Source organism: Rhizobacter sp. (assembly GCA_019635355.1).
Taxonomy (GTDB): Bacteria; Pseudomonadota; Gammaproteobacteria; order Burkholderiales; family Burkholderiaceae_C; genus Rhizobacter.
Map to the genome: position 1 here is coordinate 2212685 of JAHBZQ010000001.1, position 13351 is coordinate 2226035.

Consider the following 13351-nt stretch of genomic DNA (forward strand, 5'->3'; position numbering starts at 1 on the left):
ACTGGCAGCTGTGCAGCGGTTGCTGCCGGTCGGCTTGAACCGATGAACTCACGCTGTCGGCCACTAAGCGGCCCCTAGCAGCGGCCTCATGAAGATTCGTTGAAAGGGAGCTGCGTCACACGAAGGTGACACCATAGGTTAGCTTTTCTTCAAAGCCGCTGAACCCACTCTTCTCGTCGAGCGTTCTCACGCGCCAGAAGTAGAACGATCGCACCTCCTGGACTGTCTCATCCGGTGATGTGCGATATGCCGTGCCTCTGGAGACAAGGGCCATACCGCAGTTTCCGTCGAACTGCATGGGTCGAACTGATCCCCAGCCTGCATTCCAGTAGCAAAGGTCTGCGACGACCTCACTACCGGATTTGACCTCCAGCCCTCCACTACAGGGCGTGACCTCCAACTGTCCACGCCCTGGCATTGTCGGCAAGAAGAGCCGCCCCGGGTAAAGGTCGTGCTGCAGGTAGCCTAGCCGGTTGAAGTCGAGCGGCTTGGCCAGCGGCCATGCCTTGCTCTCCTCATCGGCTATCTCGTGGGGAGCTGGCGACTCCAGGACCGTAGTCGTGTCCAGAGGCTCCTGGAAGTCACTTGCGAGTAGCTCGCCGGTTCTCCACAGGTCCTTCAAGTGCTCCGCCAAGCCTTCATCAGCGACGCTGCCACCTGCCGCCTGCGCCCACCGGACGACCGAGACCTCCAGACAGCGGTCCATCGACATCACAACGGGCGACGAGAAGGCCATCAGCTCATCACCAGGACGCTCCAGCTGAACCCGTTCGACGAGGCTGCGGACAGCCCCACCAATAGCCTCGTCATCGCCGTCGAATTCCGTTCGGCCTGGAAACCAAGCCGGTCGTCTAGGCCTGAGCAGCGCAAGTGTCGGGTGAACAGGCAAAGCCAACAGAGCCCGGTCTTCCGCCGTATCGGCAGGCATGCCCCAGAACGCCTCAGCAACCGCCAACGTGCGGTGGTAGGCGGAGATCATCCGCAAGGCAGTCCGAGATGAGATTTGGGCTCTGAACCCGTCGCCCAAGGAGCGCGAGAAGTGCCAAGGGTCGCCCTGAAAAGGAGCGTCCGGGTAGGCGCCTTTGTTCATCGACCACTCGAAAGCCATCTGGCGCACGAACGGCAGCCGCGTAGCGGCCTCAAGCTCCGTCATGGAGGTGCGGAACATCCGCGGAACGTCCGCACCTTGCACCCCGTTGAAATCCTGTGGGATCTCGAAGTCTTCAGGCACTTCTTTGAGGCCTTCGTCCGTGGTATCCGCCCATAGACCGAGGCTCTTCAGCATCAATTCCGAGAGGATAGACGTCTTAGGAATGCTCTCGGCCAGTTTCGGGCTGGCCTCGTACCCGTGCGCCTGCGCGGCCATCCAGAAGACTACGAGCGCCTCCACCACCTCGGCTTCGAGCTTCCTTGTGCCGAGGAAGTCAAGGAGTGCGGCCTCCGTCGCCCCTTTCGACGCCGGCGCGCCCAGGCGAGCGGCGAGCTCCTGTATGGTCCACCACCGTGCAGTGGTCGACGGCCAGCCCAGCCTGGCGACGAGGATGCGCAGGTCTTCCATCACGTGCCCTTCGCCCTCGCAGCGTCGAGTTCTTCCGCCCAGCGCGGCCGTTCCAGCGGAAGAGTTCGAGTGTCTTCGAGCACGCAATTCACCATCATCTCGGCGAACTTCACGGCGTCGGCAACGCGCTTCTGCCGTGCATAGAAATAGACCATCAGAACCGTCGGAGCTACACGCGGCGGCTCGGGCTCTCCGAACATGGCGTACGTTGTCGCCCCGACGAACTCGTCACAGCGACTCGGGTAGTGCTGAACGACCATATCCAGCCGCTTACGCGTCTTTTCTTCGCTTTCCGCGAAGCCAAGCCATGCACCCTTCCGGATCTGCGCCTGGACAAGGTAATTCCACGCAGCCTTCGAGCCACTCAGCTTGCGCCTCGTCTCAAAGGCGAGGTTAGACAGTTCAAGGATGCCGTTCCTGCGCCCCTCGTCTGACTGAAGAAAGCTGTCCAACGCCGCGAGAAGGCGCTTGCCCTGCCCGGCCTTATCCCAGTGCTCGTACCAGGCTCGAAGCAGCCTCTTCTTCTCGTTGTAGCTGGTCGACAGGCTTGCCAGCAGCTCGTCGACCTGCTCCGGTGCAAACGTGGTGACGTCGCCTGTGTATGGATTGCTGTCAATGTCGCCGCTAGACGAGTCATTGCGCTGAAGCACGCCGATATCCCAGCCGGCATGCTCCCTGAGAACACGCAGCCGCTCGGCAGCGCCATCCTGACCATTGCGTTCAAGCTGCATCAACGCGTCCTGGACCTCTGGGTGAACACCCGTGCGCATAAGCGCATCCAGGGGCCAACCGTCCCTCACACCCTGCTCGACGTACGCCCGCAGGCTGTCCTCCGCATGCGACCAATCGCCCGCGTCCGTGTGCTCCTCATACTTCACCACCAGAGCTGGCGGGCAGAGCTTCGCCAGCAACCGGTCCGCGGCTGAGAGCACGTGCTTCGTGCCCTTTCCGTCTGTGAAGTCCAGAACGCGGTGGACCTGGGGCGAAAGCAAGCTGAGCAGCCGTCGAGCATCGTCTGGCGCGACCTCCACCAGGTAGTCAATGGCGTCGACGGTGTTGTTCAAGGTGGGGTCCTTGCGTTGCACGTAGCCGGTCACCAGCTCCCAAGTCTGAGTGCAGAGCTCCCGGGCGCTGGTGTTCAAGCCGTGGCTGAGGGCGATGCCGCAGAGTTGCAGAGGCGTCTGAAGATGAACGCTGGTCTCCTGGCGGATCTCGGCATCGAGCAGGACGCGCTGGGATTGGATGAAGGCCGCTGCTGCTTCATCGCTCATCTTGGTTAGCAATCCTGCCTCGTACTGGGCGCGGAAGGAAGCAGGGTCGAACCACTCGCTGGTACCTGCGGCGACCATGGTCGCCTCAGTGACGTCAACATCGTCGCGACCGGCGAGCAGGCAGCTGCCCAGCCGGATATCGCAGGCAATGCGATGCAGTCCAGCCCGGAAGTCCTCAGCAGCTGAGCTGGCGTCGTACCCCTGCCTGAAGCGCCTGAACTGGACAGGTTTGAGCAGTTCGAACAGCTGATTGAAGTCCACAAACTCCCCGCGCCACCAGCGCTCGGCAACCTGGGCTGCAATCGCTGAGAGCGAATTCAGGAAGTAGGTGATGTTCCTCCTGTCCTCGTAGGTGGGCGCCCGCACGAACTCGAAGCCGGTTTGTCCTTCCGCTTGCATGCAAAGGCTCAGGTGCACACCGCTGAAGAACCAATGGTGGACGAGCGCACTCAGGTCGTCCTTTCGCTCATAGTAGTCACCCTTGAGCCACTCAATGGGGATGGGCTCGTTCAGCGGCTTCGAGACCCGTGAGCGGGCGGCGTCCAATGCGGCAACGAACGGGGTTCGCGCCAGCTTGCTGAAGTCGTCGCGGTCAAAGATGCTCACCCCGGCCGTTGCAGCCGCACGGGCGCAGACGTCACTGAGAGCACTCTTATCCGGGTCGTCGGGCGGCAGCGGGGTGGTCGCGTCCATCAGGTCGTCCAGCACTCCCTCATCAACCAGCATCCGGGCTCTCGGCATCCACACGATGGGACCGTTTTCACGAACCAGCTTGGCAAACGCCTCCGAGGTCGCACCGAGAACACCCAGGCGCGCGAACGCCTCGACCAAGAACTTGAAATCAGCAGTCCCTGCGTTGGACGAGTACCGCGTGGAGAAGCGGCTGAGACCTCTGAAACGCCGCAGTGCCTCGGCACCACAGGTCTTGGCCAGTACCGCTTGTCCTCGTGCCTGCAAGGCCAAGCCAAGGGCGGCCACACGCAGGATGTCCGTCTCGTGCCGCGACGCCACAGCCTCTCGGACGACACCATCTTCGGCTGTCAGCGTCAGCGTAAACGACACAAGCCGAGCCATGTCGTCGTCCTGCATCTGAAACTCGCTGCCACGAACCATCCGTGCCTTGAGATGGTCAAGGCGATAGGCATCGGCAAACGAATTGGTATCCAGCGCCGCGACCATGGCCTCCGACAACAAGGTATCGAACAGCGACTCTGGATAGCCCTCCTCCAGACGGAGCATGATCCAGTCGCGGGTCAGCCCGGCAATGAGGTTCTTGGGGTCACCGAGCTTGGCCTGAACCGACCAGAGCCAGTTGACGCGCAAAGAGGGCGGCGCCGATGTTTCCAGCCAGCTCGCCACCGCCGGCATCAGCTCCGTGATGCGCTCGTCGTATCCCGGAGTCGAGCGCACAAAGACGGCCAGGCTCTCGTGGAACACCTTCAAGCCTGCGACCGAAGAATGCAACAGGTGCTCCACCTTCGCGACATCGGGCTGAGCAATGCCGAGCTTCGCCGCAATATCCAAGAACGCAGCCCTCGGCCAGAAGAAGGGGAACGCGCACACCAAGCGCAGCGTGTCCTTCAGACTAGGCGGCAGCTCTTCCCACAGGGAGGCGTAGTAGAACTTCACCTCCTTGGTCATGTCCCCTTGCAGCCGCCCGAAATCCCAGCTGTCCAGGTATCCCCCGGCGTGCTCAAGCTCCGCGGTGGCATAGATGACGTGCAGTGGGTGGCCGTTGGTCTTCTTGCGAACCGCGGTCGCCGTCTCCTGCAACTGGCGCTCCGATTGCTCTTCATGGTCGAATCGGGTCGACAGCCTGCCCTCGTCAACGGCCTTGCGCAGGTACGACAACACCGCGTTTTCGGACATCGCCGGCAACTCTCGCCAACTGGCCTTCGGTGCGGCGGCCAAGAGGTCCTTGGGCAGTTGGGCATCGTCGACCGGCTGCGTGCCCACCAACAGGACCATGTTGTCCGGGCACGGCAGGACCTGGGAGAACAAGTCGTCCAGCGGGCGCTTGTCGGCTGCGTTGATGCGCCAGACATGGTCCAAGCCGTCCAGAACCAGCACGAACGGCTTGCCCTTCTCCTGGTAGTAGGCCGCGCAAGCTTCGAGTAGCCCTCGCAAGTCACCGCCGTGCGTCTGAACGCCTGGATGAAACTGCTTGACCTGTGCCGCGATGGACTGCTCAACCACGTAGCTATGCACGCGGTCGCGCCCCCGCTCGGTCGTCGACAGGAAGTAGTGGTGGCGAACCGAGGGAATGTCCAAGCTAGCAAGCTTGTCGCACAGCGCGCTCAAGTACGTGCTCTTCCCGCGGCCAGGCGGCCCCGTGAGCACAAATGCCTGCCCGGCACCAGCGGCGGTGTCGCGCACGAAGTCCCGGTGGAACGTCTCGTCCGGCACCTCATATCCGAGAGGCACGAAAAAGTCTTCAGGCAAGGGCGCCGGCGGCGCTGCCCGCAGGATGGTGCGCACCTGGTCCAGGGAGATCCACCCGTCCGGCGGCGGGAAATTCTTCCGGATCGCCCAGTTCAAGGCGACATTCTTGAGGTTCGCGATGCCCTCAGGCGTGCCGTGCCGGTGCAGTCGAGCATCGACCTCGTGCTCGAGCGATTCGAACCCCTTGTCGCTGTGAAGAACCTGCAGCTGACTGAAGAAGGCTTCGCACTTCAACTCGTCACCCAGCTCTGCGAGCAACGCTGAGCGCCGAGGCTCGGGCACTTTGGCGAAGTCGATTCGCCCGCCGGAGAGGCACGCCTCAATTTCCGCATCTGGCCGACGATTCGTCTTCAGCGAGATCACGCCGACCCGAGCCGGGTCCAACACGGCAAAGGCGTCAAACCACTTCCGCAGCATCGACCTAGACTTCGCCGTCCTGCCGGACTTTTCGAGCATCCACTCCCAGCTCAGCGCGTGCACCGCCGGGTTCGGTGTGTACTTGACCTGCTCAAGGTCGACGAGGCCGCCAGTTCGCTCGGCCACGATGTCGTCCAACCCCTTCGGCGCGTCGGCCTCGTCGTCACACTCGAACTTCACCCGGGTGTAACGCGTCGGTGCGTCGAGCCAGTCGCACAGGAGGCGCAACCCTTGCCGATTTTGGTATACGTAGCCTGCGGCAGTTATCGCAGTGTTCTTAATCTCTTCAGACATGGAATGGAATGGCCGGCAAGGGTAGTCGCACGGCGAGAACTTAGAGATGCCTCATCGCAAACCTTGCAGTCGCTGCCACCTAACTTGGCGCCCCGCCCTGCTTTGCGTTAAGCAGCGCAACACGAGGGATCGCTTCTGCTGACGGGTACAGCTTCTCCAGTACACCGAGCAGCCCATTGACCAGCTCGACGCAGTCGGGTTCAACGGACGGCAGAGGCCGATGCGCCATCCTCGGAACTCGGTGCAGCCTGTGCAATGCGTTGTGGCACGTCACAAAGTTGGTGTCGCGGACTGCAGCCCAGTTGCCGTGCATAAAGCCCGATGACCAGTCGTAGTAACGATCGTAAATGTCCTTGGCGCCGCATTCGGTAGCCAGTTTTCGCAGGTTGCTGTTTGCCCAGTGGCCCACGTCGATGCTCAAAAACTCCTGCCAGACGTCTTCATTCGCAATGGCGTGGATAGCTGCCTCATCGACAAATACTGGCAAGTCGCCCAGGGTTTGTTGGATCTTTAAGAAGGCAAGTTTGGCTTGCCCGGCGCCGTAAACGCGATATGACTGCCACATCGGCGGCATATCCACATGCGCAAGGTATCTGAGCGTTATGCACACCTCAGCCAACGCTCGGAGCGACACCACTCCGATGATCCGGGTGTGTATGCGATGCATACCAACCTCTTCGAGCACACTCAACGCATACAGGGCGAGACCGAACGCGGAATCCAATCTCGGATCGACACGCTCTGGAGAAATGCTCCTTCGAAACCGCTCCACAACTTCGTCGCGCGCAGCGTAAAGTGAGTCGGGGTCGATGTGAGTGTCGATGAAGGTGTAGCCTTGCCCTTCGGAGGGGTCTAGGCATCCTGTACTACGCATTGCGAGGGACCAGAACTCATCGGCCCACAGGCTGGGTGGATTCCGCCTCATCGTCATCTCGGCGGACCTGATGAAGGGGCGGACTCGACGCATGTCCCCCTTGTCAGGGAACAGTCGAAGCTCCTCCAAGCTTTCGGCGGCAGATTCTGGGAAGAACATGCGGCCCGAGATGATCGGGAGGATGACTTTGAACCATCGAATGTCGGTCGAAGCCTCTGACTGATGATCGAGCACACCGGCGACCGAGCGGGCGAGCGTGTTCCAGTCATCACCCGTCGGCTCGACCGCGAGTTCGCGACGCCACCGCTCGTGGCCAGGAAGGCAGTCAAGTAGTAGCAAGGGCCGGAGCGCCGCATATCCCAGTGGGTGCGACAAGGGAACGGACAGGAACTTCTTGAACTCCTGGTCCGAGACTTCGGCCAGCTTTGTGTGATCGACGATGACCTTGAAATCGAGCCCGGCTTCTGTATCTCCCGCAGCTTCGGCTTCGTCCTCGGCGTCGGAGGTCTGATCACTCTTGAGGAACCACTCTCGACACACGACTGCAATCCTGCGAAGGCAATTGAGGTAGTGCCGACGCTCCATGGTGCCAGCTAGCAGTACAGCCCATAGCATCTCAGGCATGTGGTGATCGACCCATGAAGATGTCGCCATCTTGGGCAGTTGCGCCAGCGGCGGAATGAGCTTGCCTCCGACTCGCTGATGGTGATCAAGCATGCTGATGTTGTGCGAGGCGAACTTCGAGTTCGCTCTCCCCGCTTGACTCTTAGCTTTCTTCTTCCCTGGCTTGCTCATTCGTTCTCCTGTGTCGCCATTCACGCCCGCTAGCTACACGGCTCCCCCAGTCGCTCGGACCTTGCCTTCATCTTCATCGGATGGTCCAGGCGTCCAGTTCTCTCCTTTGGCGTCTCCCGGATGCTTGAGTGCCCCGCCCTCACGCGCGGCGCAACTGGGTAACGCTCAAAGTAGACCACCAACCAGTCGTCAGGCGAGCGGCCAGTTCCAGGATTGAAACTGCTGACCGAGTTACCGGCGTCTAGTGGCCGGTGTTCGCGGGAGCTGTCGCTCAAGGCCTGAATCGCGAGGGTCTCAGTTCAGTCTTAAGCGGACAATCAACCCAAGCAGCGGTGACCTCGTCGGTCACCTCGCAAAAGACGCTCGAGCTGAGTAGCACGCTGCGCAAACAACCGCCAGACTCCGGCACCAGCGGGGCTGGGACCAATCATCCTGTTGACCCAGCAGGCTTCGAAGGAGCTAGCCGTTCACGGCGCTTCAAGTGCTCGGCCTGTTGCCGCCGCGGTAAGCCGCCTTCCAGGAGTCGACAGATCACCTAAGGCGAAAGCCTTATTGCGACTAGCCGCAACCCGCAGATGCGGGTAGGTTGTTTCCCGATGCGTTGCACCCAGCGCAACGAACGTCCGCTAGACTGCTGCCTTATCGGACCTGACATGCCAACTGGCAATGATCACACCTCGCGACAGAGGACGGCCGAGTTGAGGGAGGAATATGCACGCGGACCTGGCGCTACAGATGTTGGCGGACCTGCTTTGGACAGGTCTGGTCGTGTCGCTGCCAGTCTTGGGCGTCACCATGATCGTCGGTGTGTGCATCAGTGTCCTGCAAGTGGTGACACAAGTGCAGGAGATGTCACTCACGTTCGTGCCCAAGCTTGCGGCCGCGGGAATCAGTCTGGTTGTCTTCGGACCTTGGGTTCTGCATAAGCTGGCGTCGTTCACCACGCGACTCTGGTCGGCCATACCGTCGATGTTCTAGTCGGTTGAGCCATGTTCTCTTTGGGCAGTACGACGATGAGCCAGGCATGGGTGACGGCCACCTTGCTGATGGCAGCGCGCTTGGGCGCCCTCCTGTTGTTCGCACCACCGTTTTCAGCCACGCACATCCCGGGCTCGGTACGGGTCGCCATCGTGCTGGCTCTCTCGGCCATGCTGGCACCCCTTTGCGCCGAGCAGGTACCGCAGACTGTCTCGCTGGGCTATCTCTTGTCAGGCTTCGCCACTGAAGTGGCGCTGGGCGCCACCATGGCGTTCGGTGTGGCCCTCGCCTTTTCCGCTTTCGCGGTCGCCGGCCGACTGCTCGACGTGCAAATCGGTTTCGGCATCGGGCAGGTTCTGGACCCGCTCACTCGACAACAACTCCCGGTTCTGTCATCGGCCTTCACGTGGTTGGCGCTGGTGGCCTTCTTCGTCAGCGATGCGCATCACCTGTTGCTGCGAGGTTTCACACTAAGCCTGGAAGCCTTTCCCCTCGGACACGCTTGGCCGACAGCACAACTGGCCCAACCGCTGCTCAAGCAGGTGGCCGCGACTTTCAGCCTCGGGTTTGCCATGGTCGCGCCGGTGATGCTCTGCCTCTTCCTTGTTGAGCTGAGCCTTGGTGTGCTGTCGCGCAACATGCCTCAGATGAACATGTTCGCGCTCGCCATTCCGGTCAAGGTGCTGGTGGGCATTGCCACGCTGAGTTTCGCGGCAGTGGGCATGGCCGGTGTCATCTCGCGCATCAACGGATCAATCTTCAAGGCGTGGGAGGCGGCGTTCCGCTGATGGCAAGCGAAGAACTGGACCGCAACGACGCGGCCACTCCTCACAAGCTGGACGAGGCGCGCAAACGCGGCCAAGTGGCCAAGAGTGCCGACCTCATCTCGCTCGCCGTGCTGGTCACTGCGGTCGGCTATCTATCCGGATATGCCTTCGACCTGCTTCGCACGCAGTTCCGCTTCGACCACGCGCTCTTGAACATGGCCACAACGCATGCGCAAGGCTCTGATGCGTTGTGGCAACTGTCAGCACATGCGGTGCGATTCACCTTGCATCTTCTGCTGCCGCTTTTCGGGATGATCGTCGTGGCCGCCATCGTCGGGAACATCGCCCAGACGGGGTTCATTTTCTCCAGCCATCCCATCAAACCGGACTGGCAGCGCATCAATCCAGCCAGTGGATTCAAGCGCCTGTTTTCCATGCGCACGCTGTATGACACGGGTCGCGCCTGTCTGAAACTCGTGTTTCTGTCGCTCGTCGTCGTGGTCGCGCTCTCAGCGATGTTGCCTTCCATTCACCGACTCTCAGGAGTCACGCCGCTCACATTCGTCGCGGCGCTCAACGACTCGGCTTCATCGCTTGGCTGGAAGTTGTGCATCGCGCTCGGCCTCGTCGCGCTGATCGACTTCGCCTACACCCGGCGCGAGTTCGCGAAGAAGATGCAGATGAGCCGTCGCGAGATCCGCGAGGAGGTGAAGCACCGCGAAGGCGACCCGCGCATCCGCTCACGCATGCGCGAACTGCGGCGAGAGCTCCTGAAACGCAGCAACTCGCTTGGTAAAACACGCGACGCCGACATCGTGCTGACCAACCCGACCCACGTCGCGGTCGCACTCAAGTATCGGCACGGCGACATGGAGGCGCCTGTCGTGCTGGCCAAGGGTAAGGGCGCCACCGCCAGCGTCATCCGAGCCATTGCGGCCAAACACCGCATTCCGGTGGTGCCAAGCCCCAGCCTCGCCAGAGCCCTGTATGCACGACTGCAACCCGACCAGGCAGTGCCGCCGGAGTTCTACACGAACCTGGCACCACTCATGGTCTGGCTTATCACCTCCCGCGACATGCGCAACAGCACTGGGTGTGGAGAGCCGGCATGAAGCTGTGGCGCCTGTTTGGGAAGCACTCAGACGTCGGGATGGTGCTCGCTGTCCTGGGCATCCTGGTTGTGTTGTTCATGCCCATCCCGCCGGCACTGCTCGACTTCCTGCTGCTGGCGAATTTCAGCCTGGCATTTCTCATCCTGCTACTGACGTTCTACATGCTCAAGCCGGTTGAGTTCTCCACGTTCCCCTCGCTGCTTCTGATCGCCACGCTCTTCCGGCTGTCTCTCAACGTCGCCGCCACCCGACTCATCCTGTCGGAAGGATCGGCCGGCAAGGTGATCGGCGCGATCGGCTCCTACGTGGTGGGAGGCAACTACGTCATCGGCTTGATCGTCTTCCTGATCCTGATCGTCGTGCAATACGTCGTGGTGACCAACGGTGCACAGCGGGTTTCGGAGGTGGCGGCCCGCTTCACGCTCGACAGCATGCCGGGCCAGCAGATGAGCATCGACGCCGATCTCAACATGGGCTTCATCGACCAGGCCGAGGCCCAGAAGCGCCGAAAGACCCTTGAGAGCGGTGCAGCGTTCTATGGGGCCATGGATGGCGCCAGCAAGTTCGTCAAAGGCGATGCCATCGCAGGCATCCTTATCTTGCTGATCAACATCATCGGCGGCATCGTGATCGGTGTGATGCAGCTGGGCATGCCCTGGGGCCAGGCGCTGCAGACCTACACCTTGCTGACCATTGGCGATGGCATCGTGACACAGGTGCCGGCGCTGGTGATCGCGGTTGGCACCGGCATCATCGTCACGCGTTCAGCGTCGGACACGAACCTCAGCCGTGAAGCATTGCGCCAGATCACATCGTTCCCCAAAACGCTCCTGCTCGTCGCGGCCACTTTGGGCGCGCTGCTGCTCTTGCCGGGCATCCCCGCCGTGCCCACGCTGGTCCTTCTGTCCATCGTGTTGATCGTTGCGTGGCTTGCCTACCGCGCGTCCAAGCGCAGGCATGACGCAGCCAGCGCCGCGACTGAAGACAACAGCAACGAGGAGCCCACGACCGACAAGGACGACCTGTATGCCAACCTGCCGGTCGAGCCCATCGAAGTCCACGTGGGCAGCAATTGGTCGGCCGTGGTTGGGCAGGCAGATGGTGTGTTCATGGAGCGTGTGGCCGGTTTCCGCAAGCAGCATGCCCAGGAGCTCGGACTGATCCTCCCCCGCGTGCGCTTCAAGGACGTGGCTCGCTTGGGGCCGGACCGCTACGAAATTCACATCGACGGGGTGATCGCTGGCCGCGGCGAAGCAAAGTCGGACAAGCTGCTGGCAATCCACCCCACCGGTGACGTCAAATCCATCGTCGGTGAATTGACGAAAGATCCCACGTACGGCCTGCCCGCGCTGTGGATCGATCCGGCCCAGCGCGCAGAAGCGGTCACGGCTCGCTACACGCTGGTCGATGCGCAAACGGTGCTCATGACCCATCTCACCGAAGTGTTGCGTCGGGAGTCCGCCACGCTGCTCACGCGCGCTGGCACTGAGCGATTGTTGACCCGGGTGCGCCAGACGCAGCCCTCGCTGGTGGAAGAACTCATCCCCACCGTCCTGTCAGTGACCGACGTGCAGCGCGTGCTGCAAAGCCTCCTGCGCGAAAAAGTCAGCATCCGCCACATCGAAGCCATCCTGGAGACCCTGGCCGATGCGGGTCGCAGCAACAAAGACGTCAGCTACCTGGCGGAACGAGTGCGCCAACGGTTGGGCCACGCCATCTGTCAGACCCTCGTCGGAGATTCCAACTCGCTGCATGTGCTCACGCTCGACCCTGGCATGGAAAACCAGTTCATGCAAAGCGTGAGAGCCGCTGAAGAAGGTCAACCCTTCGTGCTCGACCCCAAGCTCGCTGAGCAGTTCCTCGGGCGACTGGTCGCCCTGGCCGAACGAATGATGAAGAACAACCTGTTGCCTGTTCTGCTCTGTTCCCCGGACCTGCGGCGCCACCTGCGAACGATGTCGGAGCGTGTACTGCCACACCTGCGCATCCTGTCGATGAACGAGATCCCCGCGGCGATCGAATTGAAGTCCTATGCCGTCGTGACGCTCTGACCTTCAGCCCCGAGACCCTCCATGCAAGAAATCCTCGCCATCACCCTTACGGCCATGCAGCACGATGCGGCGCGCCTCGAACGGGTCAGCTCCAACCTCGCCAACGCCACCACTCCGGCCTACAAGCGGGAGGTCTTGCTTCAGCGCCCGATCGCCGTTGATGCTTCCGGCCTGTCATTCACCCAAGCCGTCGGCCTTGCAGCCACGCGCTCGGGTGAACGCCGTGCCACGGGAGCGATGCCCGCGTTCGACATCGTTCGCGACATGAACGCCGGCACCCTGCGCCCCACCCGCCAGAACCTGGATCTTGCGCTCGCCGGGCCCGGATATTTCGAAGTGGCCACCGAAACCGGCCCAGCCTACACGCGGCACGGCCAGTTCCAGCTCGATGCCCGAGGCCGCCTTGTCACGCCACAAGGCCACCCAGTCATGGGCCTCAACGGCGAAATCGTCCTGACCGACGCCCAACCCACCATCGATGCGAACGGCTACATCACCGAGCGGGGTCGGGTCGTGGCACAGCTCAAGGTCGTCGGATTCGAACAGGCAGCGAACCTGCAAGCTCTCGAAGGTGGGCTCTACACCTCATCAATGCCGGCAAGGCTGATGCGCAACGATGAAATCCAGGTGCGCCAAGGTCACCTGGAAAACGCAAACGTCAACTCCATGACCGAGATGGTTCAGCTCATGCAGACCATGCGGCATTTCGAATCACTTCAAAAGACCGTGCAGGGCTACGACGAGATGGTGGGCTCCGCCATCCGCAAGCTCGGCGACCTCTGACCTTTTCAC

At 61.7% G+C, this 13351-nt stretch carries 8 protein-coding genes; 5 read left to right on the forward strand and 3 right to left on the reverse strand.

All coding sequences use genetic code 11. The annotated features are described in order from the left end of the window. Positions 1-115: 115 nt before the first annotated feature. From KF892_09900 to KF892_09910, 3 genes are all read right to left on the reverse strand, one after another. A complete protein-coding gene (locus tag KF892_09900) occupies positions 116-1561 on the reverse strand; it encodes a multidrug DMT transporter permease (GenBank protein ID MBX3625313.1) in 1446 nt (481 codons plus the stop codon). Beyond that, complete coding sequence (locus tag KF892_09905) at positions 1558-5982, reverse strand: ATP-binding protein (protein MBX3625314.1); 4425 nt, start codon at positions 5980-5982, stop codon at positions 1558-1560. The genes KF892_09900 and KF892_09905 overlap by 4 nt, the downstream gene beginning before the upstream one ends. 79 nt (positions 5983-6061) lie before the next feature. After that, on the reverse strand, positions 6062-7651 hold the full coding sequence (locus KF892_09910; protein MBX3625315.1) for a hypothetical protein: 1590 nt from the start codon (positions 7649-7651) through the stop codon (positions 6062-6064). 711 nt (positions 7652-8362) lie between these two features. Here KF892_09910 and KF892_09915 point away from each other — a divergent pair. Genes KF892_09915 through KF892_09935 form a run of 5 tightly spaced genes read left to right on the forward strand, consistent with a single transcriptional unit; the run spans position 8363 to position 13342 of the window. Beyond that, complete coding sequence (locus tag KF892_09915; protein MBX3625316.1) at positions 8363-8629, forward strand: flagellar biosynthetic protein FliQ; 267 nt, start codon at positions 8363-8365, stop codon at positions 8627-8629. Positions 8630-8664: 35 nt separating this feature from the next. Beyond that, positions 8665-9417 carry a flagellar biosynthetic protein FliR gene (gene fliR / locus KF892_09920; GenBank protein ID MBX3625317.1) on the forward strand — a complete coding sequence of 251 codons (753 nt, stop codon included), beginning with the start codon at positions 8665-8667 and terminating at the stop codon, positions 9415-9417. Further along, entirely contained in the window at positions 9417-10508 is a 1092-nt protein-coding gene (locus tag KF892_09925; GenBank protein ID MBX3625318.1) for an EscU/YscU/HrcU family type III secretion system export apparatus switch protein, read from the forward strand. Before fliR ends, KF892_09925 begins: the two co-directional genes overlap by 1 nt. Then, positions 10505-12559 carry a flagellar biosynthesis protein FlhA gene (flhA, locus tag KF892_09930; protein MBX3625319.1) on the forward strand — a complete coding sequence of 685 codons (2055 nt, stop codon included), beginning with the start codon at positions 10505-10507 and terminating at the stop codon, positions 12557-12559. The genes KF892_09925 and flhA overlap by 4 nt, the downstream gene beginning before the upstream one ends. A gap of 21 nt (positions 12560-12580) precedes the next feature. After that, positions 12581-13342, forward strand: coding sequence for a flagellar hook-basal body protein (locus KF892_09935; GenBank protein MBX3625320.1), 762 nt, complete (start codon positions 12581-12583; stop codon positions 13340-13342). Positions 13343-13351: the final 9 nt, after the last annotated feature.

Bases quoted from the DNA above. Each gene is read 5' to 3' on its own strand.
- KF892_09925 (MBX3625318.1), top strand. From the start codon at position 9,417: ATGGCAAGCGAAGAACTGGACCGCAACGACGCGGCCACTCCTCACAAG.
- KF892_09905 (MBX3625314.1), bottom strand. From the start codon at position 5,982: ATGTCTGAAGAGATTAAGAACACTGCGATAACTGCCGCAGGCTACGTA.
- flhA (MBX3625319.1), top strand. From the start codon at position 10,505: ATGAAGCTGTGGCGCCTGTTTGGGAAGCACTCAGACGTCGGGATGGTG.
- fliR (MBX3625317.1), top strand. From the start codon at position 8,665: ATGAGCCAGGCATGGGTGACGGCCACCTTGCTGATGGCAGCGCGCTTG.
- KF892_09935 (MBX3625320.1), top strand. From the start codon at position 12,581: ATGCAAGAAATCCTCGCCATCACCCTTACGGCCATGCAGCACGATGCG.
- KF892_09910 (MBX3625315.1), bottom strand. From the start codon at position 7,651: ATGAGCAAGCCAGGGAAGAAGAAAGCTAAGAGTCAAGCGGGGAGAGCG.
- KF892_09915 (MBX3625316.1), top strand. From the start codon at position 8,363: ATGCACGCGGACCTGGCGCTACAGATGTTGGCGGACCTGCTTTGGACA.